13 protein-coding genes are annotated in these 16,745 nt (G+C 59.9%); 10 read left to right on the forward strand and 3 right to left on the reverse strand.

Features of this window, described 5'->3' with window-relative positions; genetic code table 11:
- Positions 1–18: 18 nt before the first annotated feature.
- Positions 19–204: a hypothetical protein gene (locus AB4K19_RS03165; RefSeq protein WP_375230496.1), complete on the reverse strand. Its 186-nt coding sequence runs from the start codon at positions 202–204 to the stop codon at positions 19–21.
- Positions 205–416: 212 nt separating this feature from the next.
- Here AB4K19_RS03165 and AB4K19_RS03170 point away from each other — a divergent pair, with 212 nt between their 5' ends.
- From AB4K19_RS03170 to AB4K19_RS03210, 9 genes are all read left to right on the forward strand, one after another.
- Positions 417–1,442: a LacI family DNA-binding transcriptional regulator gene (locus AB4K19_RS03170; RefSeq protein WP_375230497.1), complete on the forward strand. Its 1,026-nt coding sequence runs from the start codon at positions 417–419 to the stop codon at positions 1,440–1,442.
- A 294-nt stretch (positions 1,443–1,736) separates the two neighbouring features.
- The gene (locus AB4K19_RS03175; RefSeq protein WP_436399021.1) at positions 1,737–5,522 is read left to right on the forward strand and encodes an MBG domain-containing protein; all 3,786 of its coding nucleotides are present in this window, start codon (positions 1,737–1,739) and stop codon (positions 5,520–5,522) included.
- Positions 5,522–7,231, forward strand: coding sequence for a ShlB/FhaC/HecB family hemolysin secretion/activation protein (locus AB4K19_RS03180; RefSeq protein WP_375230501.1), 1,710 nt, complete (start codon positions 5,522–5,524; stop codon positions 7,229–7,231). The genes AB4K19_RS03175 and AB4K19_RS03180 overlap by 1 nt, the downstream gene beginning before the upstream one ends.
- A 131-nt stretch (positions 7,232–7,362) precedes the next feature.
- Positions 7,363–8,082: a S1 family peptidase gene (locus tag AB4K19_RS03185; RefSeq protein WP_375230502.1), complete on the forward strand. Its 720-nt coding sequence runs from the start codon at positions 7,363–7,365 to the stop codon at positions 8,080–8,082.
- Between the two features lie 104 nt (positions 8,083–8,186).
- A complete protein-coding gene (gene hmgA / locus AB4K19_RS03190) occupies positions 8,187–9,542 on the forward strand; it encodes a homogentisate 1,2-dioxygenase (RefSeq protein ID WP_375230503.1) in 1,356 nt (451 codons plus the stop codon).
- The gene (locus AB4K19_RS03195) at positions 9,539–10,501 is read left to right on the forward strand and encodes a fumarylacetoacetate hydrolase family protein (RefSeq protein ID WP_436399024.1); all 963 of its coding nucleotides are present in this window, start codon (positions 9,539–9,541) and stop codon (positions 10,499–10,501) included. The genes hmgA and AB4K19_RS03195 overlap by 4 nt, the downstream gene beginning before the upstream one ends.
- Before the next feature lie 58 nt (positions 10,502–10,559).
- Positions 10,560–11,510, forward strand: coding sequence for an MBL fold metallo-hydrolase (locus tag AB4K19_RS03200; protein WP_375230964.1), 951 nt, complete (start codon positions 10,560–10,562; stop codon positions 11,508–11,510).
- Between the two features lie 15 nt (positions 11,511–11,525).
- On the forward strand, positions 11,526–13,154 hold the full coding sequence (locus AB4K19_RS03205) for an FAD-dependent oxidoreductase (RefSeq protein WP_436399560.1): 1,629 nt from the start codon (positions 11,526–11,528) through the stop codon (positions 13,152–13,154).
- Positions 13,147–13,344 (forward strand): DUF2783 domain-containing protein, encoded by a 198-nt coding sequence (locus tag AB4K19_RS03210; protein WP_375230504.1) that lies wholly within the window; start codon positions 13,147–13,149, stop codon positions 13,342–13,344. Before AB4K19_RS03205 ends, AB4K19_RS03210 begins: the two co-directional genes overlap by 8 nt.
- A gap of 2 nt (positions 13,345–13,346) precedes the next feature.
- Here the strand turns inward: AB4K19_RS03210 and AB4K19_RS03215 are convergent, their stop codons facing one another.
- Positions 13,347–14,990 (reverse strand): sulfatase-like hydrolase/transferase, encoded by a 1,644-nt coding sequence (locus AB4K19_RS03215; protein WP_436399027.1) that lies wholly within the window; start codon positions 14,988–14,990, stop codon positions 13,347–13,349.
- Positions 14,991–15,135: 145 nt separating this feature from the next.
- Between AB4K19_RS03215 and AB4K19_RS03220 the strand changes: the two genes are divergently transcribed.
- A complete protein-coding gene (locus AB4K19_RS03220; RefSeq protein ID WP_375230505.1) occupies positions 15,136–16,068 on the forward strand; it encodes a 3-keto-5-aminohexanoate cleavage protein in 933 nt (310 codons plus the stop codon).
- Positions 16,069–16,077: 9 nt separating this feature from the next.
- Here AB4K19_RS03220 and AB4K19_RS03225 read toward each other — a convergent pair whose 3' ends face one another.
- Complete coding sequence (locus tag AB4K19_RS03225) at positions 16,078–16,698, reverse strand: TetR/AcrR family transcriptional regulator (RefSeq protein ID WP_375230506.1); 621 nt, start codon at positions 16,696–16,698, stop codon at positions 16,078–16,080.
- Positions 16,699–16,745: the final 47 nt, after the last annotated feature.

A 16,745-nucleotide genomic window follows, 5' to 3' on the forward strand; every position in this document is an offset into this window, starting at 1 on the left:
CGTCCTCCCGTTGGACATTCAGCCGCCATCTTTGTTTTTTTGGTCGGCCTCTTTTTTGAGAATAGCCACGACGAAAAGGATCGACGCGGCAAACAGAACCAGCATTTCCTGGACGTCTCCCATGAAGGCGCTGCCGGTGAATGCACCGAGCGCGACGTTCACAGCAAAGATCGCAAAAACCACGGCGGATGCGGCAAGAAACATGGAAAACCCCCGGTACAGAATCGGTTCTGGAAACCACTGTAAGCCGTTACATTAACTTAATGCAACGGCTTACATTTTGTGTCAGGCCTGCGGCTGTCTGTTTGCCTCCGCGCAAAGATGTGCCAGTCTGCCAGTGATTTACTTTGAAAAGAATACCTGCATAATGCATTTATGAGACTGAATGGATCAATAATCCGCACGGATGCCCGGCTGTGACGTCAAACCGGTCGGTCCCTACGCTCTACGATGTGGCCAAAACGGCAGGCGTTTCGACGGCCACTGTTTCGCGCTGTCTGAACTCTCCTGAACAGGTGGTGGAACACACCCGTAAGCGTGTGCTCGAGGTGGTGCACCAGCTTGGATATACGCCGAATTTCGGGGCCCGGGCGATGGCCGCCAAGCGTACGTACACCATCGGTGCCGTCATTCCGACAATGGAGAACGCGATCTTTGCCCGGGGGCTGCAGGCCTTTCAGGAGGAGCTGCGTGCGAGCGGGTACACACTTCTTGTTTCCAGCTCGGCATACGACCCGAAGATCGAAGAGGAACAGATCCGCGCTCTGATTGCCCGTGGTGCAGATGGTCTTCTGCTCATTGGTCACGACCGGACGGCGACGGTGGCGGAGTATCTGGAAAAGCAGGGCACGCCGGCGGTGGCGGCCTGGAGTTATGAGGCCGACGGTACGCTGCCGTCTGTTGGTTTTGACAACAGATCAGCGATGCGCGCCCTGGCGCAGGAGGTCCTGGCGCTGGGTCATCGCAGAATTGGCGTTATTTCCGGGATTACGGATGGCAATGACCGGGCGCGCCGGCGGGTCGAAGGGATCCTTGACGCGGTCTCAGACGCGGGTCTCGGCAGGGACTGTGTTGAGATATCCGAAACGCCCTACGACATCGCGAATGGCGCTGCTGCGTTCCGGCTGTTTATGCAGGCGGAGGAAAAGCCAACGGTGGTGATGTGCGGAAATGACGTTCTTGCTGCAGGCGCGCTCCGCGCCGCGGCTGAAATGGACATCCGGGTGCCGCAGGATGTCTCGGTCACGGGGTTCGATGACATTGAACTTGCGGGCATTCTGTCGCCGCCCCTGACCACTGTGCATGTCCCGCACCGGGAGATGGGACGCACCGCCGCCCGTACACTGATCGGCATGGTGCAGAACGGAACCAGTGGCAAAACATCATTGCTTGAGGCGCGTCTTTGTCTGCGTGGATCGCTGGCCGCGCCGGGAAGTGACTGAGCGGATCGAAAGCCGGGGCAGCACAGTGACGTATATAGCTCACCACGTGCGGGAAACCTGACATCGGTGTGGCAGAAACGCGCCCACGGCATCGAAAAACGGCCTTTTTGCCATTAACCTATTGCATATTCGACACTCGCTGGAACTTCCCGACTTTTCTATATTGAGTAAAATTTTATTAGATTTACGGGTAGTGTGCCCGGTTTGGGCCAGTGGAGTATCGGTATGCGGGAACAGAGGCAGTCAGGAAACCACCGGCGGTTTTTGCGCGCGGGCACGTCCGCAATTGCACTTATGTTGGGGGCATCATATTTCGGCGCCGGGTCTGTAGTCGCACAGTCGCCCGAAGGCGGCGTGGTTGCCGCGGGTGCGGCATCCATCTCACAGACAGCTACGACGTCAGTCATTCAGCAATCGAGTCATCGGGCGATCATTGACTGGCAGGGATTTGATGTTGGCCGTGACCATACGGTGGTGTTCGATCAGCTGGGACGCAGTTCCGCGACGCTCAACAGGGTGCAGTCCGTTACACCCAGCCTGATCGAGGGAACGATTACGGCACCCGGAACTGTGGTCATCCAGAACACGGCGGGTGTGCTGTTCTCCGGCACGGCCCGCGTGGATACCGGTGGGCTCGTGGCGTCGTCGCAGATCGTGGACGCTGATCATTTCATGTCCAGTGGCAATTTCCGGATCGGTGGCGGGGAGCGCCCCGGCGCACGGGTCGTGAACGAAGGCAGTTTTACCATCGGCGATGCAGGTCTTGCGGCGCTGGTTGGCACAGATGTTGAGAACGCGGGTGTGATTTCGGCGCATATGGGGACGGTTACGCTCGCTTCCGGCACAACGACCACCATCGACCTGTCTGGTGACGGCGTGTTCCAGGTCGCTGTTGATGGCGCGCCACAGGGTGGTCGCGTTACGCAATCCGGCTCGGTAGATGTATCCGGCGGCCGTGTGCTGCTGACAGCCAGTGGCGCTGCAGGTGCTCTGGACAGTGTGATCAATACATCCGGCGTGATCCGGGCGGCTTCCGGCGCACGCAAAGGCGGCAGCATTGAGCTGGTCGGTCGCGGCGGCGGAGGTGTCCGGGTGGCCGGGACTGTTAATGCGTCCTCTGAGGAGTCTTCCGGCGGCAGCATCTGGGTGCTGGGCGAAACAGTGGAAATCTCCGCGGCGGCGCGTCTCTGGGCAGATGGGGGCAAGGACGGCGGCAGCATTCTGGCCGGAGGAGACGTCAAAGGTGGCGGTGACCTGCGGACCGCACAGCAGACCCGGGTTGCCTCGGGGGCAGAACTTTCCGCGGATGGCGCTTCGGGCTCCGGCGGTGACGTGGTCGTCTGGTCCGACGACAGCACGTGGTTTGACGGCATGATTTCGGCAACCGGCAGTATTTCCGGGGGATTTGTCGAAACATCCGGCCGCATCAACCTTGATGTCGGTGATAACGCGAAAGTTGCACTGGGTTCTGGTGGGCAATGGCTGCTTGATCCGCGCAACGTGGTTATTGCGAACGGTGGGTCCGGTGCGACAGCTGGGGTAAACAGTCCGCCCGCCGGGGCCGGTGACTTCCGGATCAACCGCAATTCGATCCGTACCGTGCTGAATGCTGGCTCTGATGTTACGATCACAACTGATCAGGCGGGCTCAACGGACCCGGGCAACATCACGGTCGCAGCCGATCTGCGCTGGAACGGTGCTGGCAGCCTTACCCTTGATGCTGATGCGGACATTGTCCTGAACAGATCATTGCGGACTGATGGCGCAGGAAACGTCACACTGGATGCAGGAACCAGCATTGTCGTGAACCGCAGGCTGCGGTCAGACGGCGCCGGCGATCTGGTCCTGAATGCAGGCACCGATATCCGAGTGCAAACCGGTGACATACAAAGCCGCGGAACCGGTGACATCGCCATGACCGCGGGTGGCAATGTGACCGTGAACCGCAATGTGCAGACATTCTCGACCGGTAATATCAACATCAATGCAGGCGGGTTTGTCGACCTGAACCGGTCGGTTTTCAGCCGTGGTGCGGGTAATGTGGAAATCAGGGCCGACGGTTCCGTGACGGTCGACCGTGACCAGCAGAACCGCGGCTCGGGTGGATATCTGATTGATGCCGGAGACCAGCTTACCCTGAACCGGTCTGTTGCTTCTACCGGTCAGGGGTCAATCGACCTGCGTGCGCAGAATGATGTGACGATCAACAGGAACGTAAACTCCACCAGGGGTGGCGACGTGACGGTCCTTTCACGTGCAGGCGACGTTGTCTTTGGCGGATCGGGGGCCAACCAGATCCTGCGAACCAACCAGGGCCGTATGCTGTTGGAAGCGACAAATGGCAGCGTTCTACTGCAGCGCACGAACAATACGAACCGCAATACGCAGATTTATTCAAATTCCGGCGCAATTGATATCGTCGCGGCGACGGAGATCCGTCTGCAGGGTGGTACGCGGTCGCGCCAGCTGGCAAGGCTGGGACGGACGCGTGACTCGTCTGACATCTCCCTGACCGCACCGGTTGTTTCCGTTCTGGGCGGCAATGGCTCGAACCGTGGCCACGCCCAGATTCTGGCGGGCGCAGGGGGCTCCATCAGTATTGACGCGGACACACTGACCGTTGCTGATGGCACCGGTGGAGCAAGAGGCCAGATCCAGGCGCTGAACGGTGCCTCCCTGAACCTTGATGCAGGAACGCAGAGCTGGCGCGGTTTTGTACGTGGCACCGGCGACACCACACTGACCGGCGATATCACGGCGACGATACGTCCCAGATTTGATCTGAACCCCGGTTCTGATTTTACGCTGGCCTCGGGCAGTTTCAGTTCAGCCAGCCAGCGGTTTGATGTGACCGCGAGTGCAGATGCCGGTACGGGCGGCATGATCCGCATCGGGGGGCCGGTCGAGGCTACAACGGTTCTGTTGCAGACAGATGGTGGCGTGCGCCTTGACAGCGGCGCGCGTGTGACAGGAACTGCGGGGGGCACATCCGTTGTTGTCGCCGCCGGAAACGCGTTCCGCAATGATGCCGGCGCGGACGTTCTGACAACACCTGCAGCAGGTGCCCGCTGGCTTCTCTACATCGATACCTTCGCCGGTCTGACCGGTACCGAACCGGACTCCGGTCAGTTCGACCTTTATAACCGCGCGTACAATCCAAGAAACCGCGATCCCTTTGGTGCGACATTTGCAGGTAACCGCATCGTCTATGCAGAACAGCCCGTTCTGCGGTTCACAGCAAATTCCCTGACCAAGACTTATGGGGATGACGTCACCGGGTTGCTCGGGTTTACGGTTGCCGGGCTTCGGCCCGGGGATTCTGAGGCGACCGCCCTGACGGCTCTGGTGACGGTGTCAAGCACAGGTGCCCCGGCGACGGCAGAGGTCAATGGCAGTCCTTATGACATCATTCTTATGGCTGGGACGGCTTCTGATCAGGGATATGCGCTCGCTCCTCTTGAAAACGGAACGCTGACTGTCAACCCGGCCCCTCTCACGATTACAGCAAATGATGCCAGCCGCGATGCGGGTGAACCAAACCCGGTCTTCACCGAGACCATCACGGGTTTTGTTCTGGGGGAGACAATCGGTGATCTGGATGGCAACCTGACACTGACAACACCGGCGACGCAGGCCAGCCCCGCGGGCACATTTGCCATCACCCCCGCTGGTGTGACATCAGGCAATTACGCGATCACCTTTGTTGATGGTGTTCTGACTGTCGGTGCTGTGGCGCCTGACAGCCTGGCAGCAACGGACCTGAGCGAGGGCGGCGTGGATGGCGCCCGCCGGGCAGGGCGCCGCGCCTATCCGCTGACACCTGGTGATGCCGCATTCCGCACCACTGAGCGGGATGCGCCGCTGGCACAGTCTGACCCATTCGCACTGACCTACTCTCTGGGCGAAGTCGAAACCTTTGCGCAGGCTGGAGATACGGGTTCACAGGGCTTTGTTCCTGCTGCGGGCGGGCTTGACGCTGAAACAAGCGGAGACTGCGGCGTTGCTGCGAATATCGGTACTGCACCACGCGCCGGATGCGTGCCGGTGGTGCGGCCAGAATCATACTGGGATCGTCGTTGATGCGCCTGCACTCCCTTCTGCTGACTACTGTTCTCGCGGCAACTCCGGCCGTCTCTCAGGCGCAGGCTCCTGAGGTGCCGCCATTGCCGGACACCACAGGTCAGGAAGAACCGCGTGTCTCATCACCGGAAACGCCGGAGGCCGGCGGACCGCTTCAGCCGGGCGGCGACGGGCCCTCATTTATTCTGCGCGGCGTCGCACTCGAAGGTGCAACCGTCCTGGACCAGAAGGTTTTGACGCCCATCTGGGCGAACCTTCTGGGCCAGCCGGTCACCGTGCCCACACTGAACGCCATCGCAGCACGCATCAGCGCGGCCTACCGCGAGGCCGGTTATGTTCTGTCACAGGCCATACTGCCGGCGCAGTCGATCGATGATGGTGTGGTCGAGATCATCGTTGTTGAGGGTTTCATTGACGATCTGCGTCTCAACGGCGGTGCACCGGAACAGCAACGCCTGGTCGAGGAGTATTTTGGCGCGACCGACAGCGAAAGACCATTGCGCCTTGAGACGCTGGAGCGCGGCGTTCTGCTGTCGCGTGATGCGGTGGGCGGGGCCTCGCCCGGGTCGGTTCAGACAGTTCTTGGTCCCTCCCCGGACACGTTCGGTGCGGCCGATCTGGATGTCAGTATCACGCCGCAGAACCGCACAGGCTACGTGTCTGTCGATAACCGGGGCTCGCGTCTTTATGGCGAATGGACGCTGGGCGCGGGGCTGAGAACGTTCAATGCTTTCGGCCTGAATGAGACGATGGATTACACGCTGGCACTGGCGCCGCAGGGAACATCTCTGGTGTTTGGGGCTGTGACATTTGAGGCGCCGCTGTCTGGTGTCGCCGGCAGTTTTCTGGACGGCGCGCGGCTGCGGCTCGATGCCAATGTGTTCCGGGGCGATCCCGATCTGACACAGACAGGTGCTACAGCAGACCTGACAACGATTTCTGAGCAGCAGGAGATTTCCGCGGCGCTGGTCGTCCCGTTTGTGCGTACAAGATCGTCCAACCTGATCGGCCGGTTCGGGCTGACTGCGCGTCAGAGCGATGCGGAAACGCGGCTGTCGGGTTTGTCGACCGAAGAAGAGGACCGGCTGGTTGTTCTGGAAACAGGACTGGCCTGGGATGTTGCGGACCGCCGGGGCGGGATCAGCCTGGTGGATGTGTCTCTGCGGCAGGGGCTTGATGTTGCCGGTGCACGGCGATCTGCCACGGGTCCTGCGGCGGGGGAACTGACCTTCACATCCGCCCAGATACGCCTGTCGCGGCTTCAGTCTCTGGGGGACGGACCGTGGTCGCTCTATGGTGAAATCACCGGTCAGATGACACGGGGCGTTCAGCCGAATTCAGAGCGTTTCTTCCTTGGCGGTTCCACAATCGGACGGGGTTTTGCCCCCGGTAACACGTCGGGCGATTCCGGATATGCGGGCCGCGCGGAACTGCGCCGGACACTGGGTGCAGATGCCCTCGGTTCCTTCGCGGAAGCGGCAGATGTATTCGCCTTTGTGGATTACGGCCGGGCATACGACAGGTCCATTGCACGGGACGGTATCCAGTGGGAGAACCTCGGATCAGTCGGGATTGGTGCGCGCATTGCAGTCACCCCATGGCTTTCCCTGACGCCCACCATCGTGCGCCAGATCAGCGGCACTGCAAACGACACAACAGACACATCTGCGGAAACCCGCTTCTTTCTGGGGGCAGTTGCACGTTTCTGACGTCCCGCGGCTGTGTTGAATAAAATCCGCTGAAATCACGGAGCCACCGTTAGCCCCGCATTAAGGTGCGTGGCGCAGTCTCTTACCCGGGTTTGTCCGATGTTTCGGGCAATTTGGGTTGGAGTGTATCCATGCTTTGGAGCAGAGCAGGGCGCAGGCTTGGCTGCGTCGCGACGGTTGTCGTCCGGATTTTTGTGGTGTTCGTGCTGGTTTCAGTCCTGAACACAGCGCGCGCCCATGCCATCGAGGCGCGAAAACCGGTCATGTATCACGCGGCTGTGGTGAACGGATCAGTCACCGGATCCGCGTTTTCGATTTCGCAGGGCATCGCTGTCACCAATGCCCATGTGGTCGGCGGGCGTGATGCTGGCGATCTGATTTACCTTTTGCTGCCCGGCCAGCCACGCGTTGCAGCGCGCATTCTGGCGATCAGCCCCCGTATCGATCTTGCTGTGCTGTCCATATCAGACGGGCTTCTGCCGGTTGCGCCTGCGGGCGAGGCACGCGATGGGCGTGGCCAGTCCGTCTATGCAGTTGGTGTTATCGCGTCCAGTGGTGCACCCCGCCGTCAGGTGACTGTGCCGGGCACGGTGTCTTCGGGGATGCAGACTGTACGGCCTTTCGGGCGGGGGGTCATTGCCCGTATGCCGGGGGTGCGGCGCGGGTTTTCGGGCGGTCCGGTCTTTGACAGGCGCGGTCAGCTCGTGGGCATGGTTGCAGCATTGCGTCCCGGACGCTCCGGAAATGCTTCGGCGCGGGAGGCCTTTATCCTGAGCGCCGACGATGTGCGTGAGGAAGTCGCCCGGCTGATGCGGCGCGCGGATGTCTGGCGGTCAGCGGACACCCGCTAACCCGTTTTATCCCTGAAGCCGCTGCCGGTGTGCTACAGGACTATTGATAGTTACAAAAGCAACAACTACACCCCTTGAGCAGCTGCAAAAGGGGAGGACACCGGATGAACCGTCACACCGAGAGCGCGCCTCTTGTCCAGGCACCGTCGCTTCCCGGGCCACATGCGGGCTACATGCCGGGCTTCGGCAATGACTTTGAGACCGAGGCACTGCCGGATGCATTGCCCCAGGGCATGAACAGTCCGCAGAAGTGCAACTACGGGCTCTATGGTGAGCAGCTCAGCGGAACCGCCTTCACGCATGAGCGTCCCGAACGCACCTGGTGTTACAGGATCAGACCGTCTGTGCGGCATTCACACAGATATCAGCGTGTAGATCTGCCCTACTGGAAGTCGGCACCACACATGCCGGATGACGTATCCAGTCTTGGACAATACCGCTGGGACCCTGTGCCACACAGCGACACGCCGCTGACCTGGCTCACCGGCATGCGGACCATGACCACAGCAGGCGATGTTAACACCCGGGTGGGCATGGCCAGCCATATCTACCTCGTCACCGCATCCATGGTGGATCAGTATTTCTATTCAGCAGACAGCGAACTGCTGGTGGTTCCACAGGAGGGTCATCTGCGGTTTTGTACCGAGCTGGGCATTATCGACCTTGCCCCGAAGGAAATTGCCATCCTGCCCCGCGGCCTTCTGTACCGGGTCGAAGTGCTCGATGGTCCTTGCCGGGGCTTTGTCTGCGAGAATTACGGTCAGAAGTTCGAACTGCCCGGCCGCGGGCCAATCGGCGCAAACTGCATGGCCAATCCACGTGACTTCAAAGCGCCCGTAGCCGCCTATGAGGACCGCGAAGTACCGTCCACCGTAACCATAAAATGGTGCGGGCAATTCCACGAAACCCATATCGGACAGTCGCCGCTGGATGTGGTGGCCTGGCATGGAAACTATGCGCCTTATAAATATGATCTCGAAACCTATTGCCCGGTCGGTGCGGTGCTTTTTGACCACCCTGATCCGTCGATTTTTACTGTCCTGACGGCGCCCTCGGGCCAGCCCGGCACTGCAAACATCGACTTTGTTCTGTTCCGGGAACGCTGGATGGTCGCGGAAAACACGTTCCGGCCGCCGTGGTATCACAAGAACATCATGTCGGAACTGATGGGCAATATATATGGCCAGTATGATGCCAAACCGCAGGGCTTCGTGCCGGGGGGCATGTCACTGCACAACATGATGCTGCCGCACGGCCCGGACCGGGATGCCTTCGAGCGCGCGAGCAATGCTAATCTCGGCCCGGACAAGCTCGACAACACGATGTCCTTTATGTTTGAGACGCGCTTCCCTCAGCACCTGACCACTTTCGCGGGTAAAGAAGCACCTTTGCAGGACGACTACATCGACTGCTGGGAAGACCTTGAAAAGAAGTTTGATGGAACGCCGGGGCGGAAATGAAAATCGCAACCACAGATGACGGAACCCCGGACGGCCGGCTGGTCGTCGTGTCCGATGACCTCAGAACACAACAGTTCTGCGCGGAAAAGACGCTCCAGCAGGCGCTGGATGCGGACCGGATTTCGCCCGAAGGCACCGCGCTGGAATTTGACGCGGGACGGTGCAGATCGCCCTTGCCGCGCGCCTACCAGTTCCTTGACGGATCCGCCTATGTGAACCACGTCGAGCTTGTACGCCGGGCGAGGGGCGCGGAAATGCCGGAGAGCTTCTGGACTGATCCGCTGATGTATCAGGGCGGCTCGGACAGTTTTCTGTCACCGGGTGATGACATCCCCGGTCAGCCGGACTGGGGCGTGGATTTCGAAGGGGAGATTGCCGTTATCACGGCGGCCGTTCCGATGGGCGCCAGCCGGGACGAGGCATTGTCAGCAATCCGTTTCGTGATGCTCTGCAACGATGTCTCGCTGCGGGGTCTGATCCCCGGTGAGCTGGCCAAGGGCTTTGGATTTGTGCAGTCAAAACCCGCCTGTTCTTTCTCCCCCGTGGCTGTCTCGCCGGATGCGCTTCCGGGATGGCGCGATGGTCGATTGCATGGCGTCCTGAAAGTCGATCTGAATGGCGAGCCGTTTGGCCGCGCGGATGCCGGTATCGATATGACCTTCGACTTCGGCACGCTGATTGCGCATGCCGCAAGAACACGCGACATCGCGGCCGGCACGATAATCGGGTCGGGAACCGTTTCGAACAAGCTGGACGGCGGGCCTGGAAAACCAGTGTCTGACGGCGGCGCCGGGTACTCCTGCATCGCAGAGCAGCGCATGATCGAAACTATTGAGACAGGAGCACCGGTGACCCCTTTTCTGCAGCACGGTGACAGCGTCAGGATGTGGATGGAAGACAGTGAGGGACAGTCAATATTCGGCGCGATTGAACAGAACGTTCGGATGACGCAGCCGTAAGATGGCTGAGAATGAGGCCAAAGGGCCTGAACAGGAAAAACAGAAAGAAGATCGTAAAATGTCAAAGAAGTTCGCGTCACAAGGCGATATGACCGATAAAAAGATCACCTTTGATGAAATCGGAGAAGGGCTCTGGGCCTTTACCGCCGAAGGAGATCCAAATTCCGGCGTGATTATCGGCGACGACAGTGTGATGATTATTGAGGCGCAGGCCACGCCGCGTCTTGCCGGCCTGGTCATCGAAAAAGTCCGCAGCGTGACGGACAAGCCGATCAGCCATCTGGTGCTGACGCATTACCACGCAGTACGGGTCTTGGGCGCGTCCGCTTATAATGCGGGTCAGATCATTATGTCTGACACGGCCCGTGCCATGGTAGCTGAGCGCGGACAGGAAGACTGGGACAGTGAATTCCAGCGGTTTCCGCGTCTGTTCGAAGGTCACGAGAGCATTCCGGGCCTCACATGGCCCACGACGACCTTCAGCAGAAGCATGACGGTTTATCTTGGCAAACGGCGGGTCGACATCAGCTGCCCGGGACGCGCCCATACGGCGGGAGATGCGGTCATTCATGTGCCCGACCAGAATGTGATGTTTACCGGTGACATCGTTGAGGATCGCTCCGCGTGTTACTGCGGGGATGGGCATTTTGCCGACTGGGGGGCGACGCTGGATGTCATCCGGAATTACCGGCTGGATGCAATTGCGCCCGGTCGCGGCGGTGCGCTGACAGGGCAGGACGCCGTGAACCGGGCCATCGCATCAACGCGCGATTTCGTGGACAGTACCTACAGGCCCGCAGCACGTGTTGCCGCGCGCGGAGGCTCGCTCAATGAAGCCTGGCATGCGGTGCGTGAAGAATGTGACCCGAAATTCAGTGACTACGCCATCTACGAACATTGCCTGCCGTTCAACGTTTCGCGCGCCTATGACGAAGCGCGCGGTATGGATACGCCACGGATCTGGACGGACAAACGTGATCTGGAAATGTGGGAACAACTGCAGGGCTGAGGGCGGAGCATGACCATGGTTGGCGCGCAGTACGAACTGGCCTTTCGCTTATACCCTTACGCGAAAGTACCTGATCAGGATGGCCCGGCGCGCCGTCACCCGGTTGTTATTGTCGGCGGTGGCCCGGTGGGGCTGGCTGCCGCTCTTGATCTGGGCAAACGGGGCACACCGGTGCTTCTGCTGGATGACCACGAGGGCGTCGGGCAGGGCAGCCGCGCCATCTGCTTTGCAAAACGTACGCTGGAAATTGCAGACCGTCTGGGCGCGGGCGACGCGATGGTGGACAAAGGTGTCGTGTGGAACGTGGGCCGTGTTTTCCATCGCGACAGTCAGATTTTCGAATTCGACCTTCAGCCTCAGGCGGGTCACCGGCGGCCAGCCTTCATTAATCTGCAGCAGCCGTGGTTTGAAAAGTTCCTTTTTGATGAAATACACGCCGCTCAGTCGGCGGGTGCTCCTGTCGAAATCCGGGGGCGCAATGTGGTTTCGGGCATCACCCGACACGACGGATATGCAGAGCTGCAGGTGGACACCCCGGATGGTGCCTATTCTGTTGAGGCTGACTGGGTCATTGCCTGCGACGGCGCGCGTTCGGCACTGCGGCAGATTATGGGGCTCAGCTTTAACGGGCGGGTTTTTGAGGATAACTTTCTGATCGCAGATGTCAAAATGACGGCTGATTTCCCGACCGAACGCTGGTTCTGGTTTGAGCCGCCTTTCAAGAACAGCGGTCAGTCGGCGCTGCTGCACAAACAGCCTGATGATATCTGGCGCATTGATTTCCAGCTGGGCTGGGACATCGACCGGGCAAAGGAACTCGACCCGGACCGTATCCGCGACAGGGTCGACGCCATGCTGGGTGAAGGGGTCGAATACGATCTCGAATGGACCTCAATCTACACCTTTCAGTGCAGACGGATGGAAAAATTCCGCCACGATCGCGTGCTGTTTGCAGGTGATGCGGCGCATCAGGTGTCCCCGTTCGGCGCCCGTGGTGCAAATTCTGGCATTCAGGACGCGGATAACCTGTGCTGGAAACTCGATCTCGTGATCCGGGGGGACGCACCGGAAGAGTTGCTGGATACATATTCCGAGGAACGTATTGCGGCCGCGGACGAAAATATTCTGAACTCAACACGAGCGACTGATTTTCTGACGCCCAAATCCGATATGAGCGTCGTGTTCCGCAACGCAGTGCTTGAGCTTGCGGGCTCATATGCTTTTGCCCGGCCTCTTGTGAATTCCGGCCGCCTGTCCGTGCCCTGTACCTATGACGGCTCGCCGCTCAACGGGCCCGATGTGGCGGATGCACCCCGTGCCAGCCGGCCCGGTTCTGCCTGCCCAGACGCACCGCTGGCAGATGGGTTCCTGCTGGATCACCTGACAGGTGGTTTCACGCTTTTGTGCATCAACCGGGCGGATACGGCATGCGATTTACCCGACCGGCATGTGACAACGCTGCATCTCAGTACGTCAGCCGACGATCCCACAAAGGCCTTGTCGGAACGGTACCTTGGTGATCTGTCGGGCATCATCGTTCTCATCCGCCCGGATCAGCATGTGGCTGCCCGTTGGAAAGACTTTGACGGTGATGCCATCCTGCGGGCAATCAGAACGGCAACCGGAAGGCAAAGCGATGAGTGATCTGAACCTCGCCCCCAATATCGATGACCCGGATGGCTTTTACCAGGAGCTTCTTGCCGCGCATGAGGGCCTGAGCAAAGAGGACAGCGATGCTTGTAATGCGCGGCTTATCCTCATTCTCAGTAACCATATCGGCGACCGTGATACGCTCAGACAGGCCCTGAAAGCGGCGCAAAAACAGGACGACTGACGTCAGTCGCCTTCCGGTCTTGCCGGTGCCTTGCCGCGGTATCGTTCTGAATACGCCGGTTCTGTTTCGCTGCCATCCCACAACCCCAAGAGGATGCCGGTCGTAGGTGGGCTGCTGGCACGGCGTTTGATTTCACCATCCGTCACAGTCACCCTCTGGGACATTCGCAGGGTCCAGCTGTGCAGATGCCCGTACATCCTCGCACGCACGTCGGCATACGCGGGATCACGGCCCAGATCGCAGAGTTCGTCAGGATCATTGGCCAGATCGAACAGCATTGGTGCGATGCCGCCTTCGCAGTGCACCAGCTTCCAGTCCTGCGTCGCCACCATGAACAGGCGCGCATCTTTTGGCTCTAAGCCCAGAACCGCCCCGGCCGGGTGTGTGCTGTAGTCATATTCACTGATCGCAAATGCGCGCTCTTTCCTGTCCTTATTGTCATGCAGATGCGGGATCAGGGACCGGCCTTCTACTATATTTTCGGGCACCTCTGCGCCCGCGGCATCAATGATTGTCGCTGTGACATCAATGGCTTCGGTCAGCGTCTCGCTGACGGTCCCGCGCGTGGCGTCAGCCTGTGGCCTTGGATCCCGGATGATCAGCGGAACCCTGACGGAGGGAGCGTGAAAGAGATCCTTTTCGCCCATCCAGTGGTCACCAAGATAGTCGCCATGATCAGAGGTCAGAATGATCATCGTATTGTCCATCTGGCCGGTTTTTTCCAGATGACCGAACAGTCGCCCCATCTGATCGTCGCATTGTGCGATGAGGCCCATATACGCGGGAATGACTTTGCTGCGCACCTCGTCGCGGGAAAAACTGCGCCCGATCCGGCCCCCGGTAAACGCCGCGAACACCGGGTTCGGGTCCTCCAGTTCGCGCGGGTCTCGCACGGCGGCGACGACATCTTCTGGCCCATACATATCGTGATAGGGTGCCGGGACGATATAGGGCCAGTGCGGTTTGATATAGCTGACATGGGCGCACCAGGGGCCTTCGGCCTGATCAATGAACCTGATGGCTTCGGAGGTCAGCCATGGCGTTTCGCTGTCCTCCTCGCGGATGTTTGCGGGCCGGTCAGCGTTGTGCATAAACCAGCCTGTGGCCATCTCTTCGCCGTCTGCGCCCGCGTTTGCGAAGTCGGCCCAGGGGTTGCTGCCGCCATATCCTTTTGATTTCAGGTATGTGTTGTACGGACTTTCCTTTGTGTCATAAGGCCCGTCCGGCCCCTCGGCCCACAGCCCATCATCCCGGCACCATGTATCAAACCCGCATTCGGCCTGCCGGGCGCCGATGATGCTGTCGGGGCTCAGGCCAAGGCGCTCCATGCCTTTTTTGTCGGCCTTCATATGGGTTTTGCCGATCAGCCAGCAATCCATACCGGCATCGCGCAAATGATCTCCCAGGGTCAGCTCCCCCACACGCAGGGGATATCCGTTCCACTGTGCGCCGTGCGACGAAACATACCTGCCGGTGTAGCAACTCATCCGGGCGGCGCCGCAGACCGGCGACTGGGTGTAGGTGTTTGAAAACCGGACACCTTCACCGGCGATCCTGTCAATGTTCGGGGTGCGCAGTGTCGGGTGGCCGGCGCAGCTCAGATAGTCGTGCCGGAGCTGGTCAAACATGATGTAGAGAATATTCAACGCGCAGCCTCCCTTACCCTGCCGTAATCGTTTCATCCGGCTGATGAGAATGCAATCAGATGAAAGGCGGGGCGGTCAGAAACAGGCTGGAAACCATTGCGGTGCCTGTGCGAGCCTGCACGGGACCCACAGCCAGGAGGCAGATATGGCAGAGCGCCGTCCCGTCATCATTACATGCGCTATCACCGGCGCCATTCATACGCCTTCCATGTCACCGCATCTGCCTGCAACCGCGGCTGACATCGTTGCCTCGGCCACAGAGGCGGCTGAGGCAGGTGCCGCGATCCTGCACCTGCACGCCCGGGATGAAGAGACCGGCAAACCTGATCAGAGTGTCGAAGGTTTCGCGCGCATTGTGCCGCAGATTGCGGGGGCCACAAGGGCCGTGCTGAACCTGACCACCGGCGGCAGCCCTTATATGACCGTTGAGGAACGGGTGCGCCCGGCGGCCCATTTCGCGCCTCAGCTGGCCTCGCTCAACATGGGGTCCATGAATATGGGCCTGTTCCCGATGCTGGGGCGCTATCCGGAGATTTCCGGATGGGAGAAGGATCACCTCGAAGGGTCCAGGGATCTGGTTTTCCGGAACAGTTACAAAGACATCGCAGCCGTCCTTGACGCATGCAGCGGAAACGGCACACGCTTCGAATTCGAATGCTACGATACCGCGCATCTCTATAACCTGGCCTGGTTTGCCGATCAGGGGCTGGTGAAACCGCCCTTTTTTGTTCAGACGGTTTTTGGTCTGCTGGGGGGCATTGGTGCGCATCCCGATGATGTGGCCCACATGCGGCGCACCGCGCTGCGCCTCTTTGGCGATGACATGGTGTGGTCGGTTCTGGGGGCAGGCGCGCACCAGATGAAAATCGCGGCACAGTCCATCGCAGGCGGTGGTCATGTACGTGTCGGGCTTGAAGATTCTCTCTGGTCGGGCCCTGGTGAACCGGCCACGTCGAATGCCGGACAGGTCAGAACAGCGGTGGCACTGATCCACGCCATGGGATGTCGCGTGGCGACACCGGAAGATGCTGCTCAGCTGCTGGACCTGCGCGAAAGGCGGGAAATGCCGGTGGCCTGATAACCCCGGTCAGCTGTCAGGCTGGCCAACGACCCGAACGGCAATATCGTGCAGGGTCGTTTCCATGTCGAAGGGCACCTTGGCATCCTTCAGTTTGCCGTCGATCAGCAGAAAAGACAGGCCGTGGACGAAACTCCACAGCAGGAATGCTTCGTTCACATCTGATTCGATGATGTCTGCTCTGCCATGGCATCTGGCGACCTCGCCCTGCACGACACAGAAGGTGTCATCGCCAAGCTGCACGAGGTCGCAATGGTCTGCGTGATCTTCTGAAAGACCGAACATCAGCCGGAAGACACCGGGTTCTGCCAGCGCAAACCGTACGTAAACGCGACCCATCGCAACGATTCTGTCCAGCGTTCCGGCATCATACAGCGCCAGTTCATCCAGCATCTGCTGACGCTGCCTCTCCATTCCCGCATGCGCGATATGGTGCAGCATTTCGTCTTTATCTTTGAAGTGCTTATAGGGCGCGGCAGTTGACACTCCGGCGCGGCGGCAGGCTTCAGAGACAGAGAACTGGTCGGGGCCCTTTTCCTCCACCAGCTGGCGGGTCGCTTCCAGCAACTGGGCGCGCAGGTCCCCGTGGTGATAGCTGTCGCGTGCTGTGTTTTGCTGGCCTGTATTCATGATCCAATCTTTCTCAGAGAACGTACCTCTTGTCAAAGTAAGAGATG

Origin of the sequence: Roseobacter phycocola (assembly GCF_042055075.2) — a bacterium.
Lineage (GTDB): Bacteria > Pseudomonadota > Alphaproteobacteria > Rhodobacterales > Rhodobacteraceae > Roseobacter.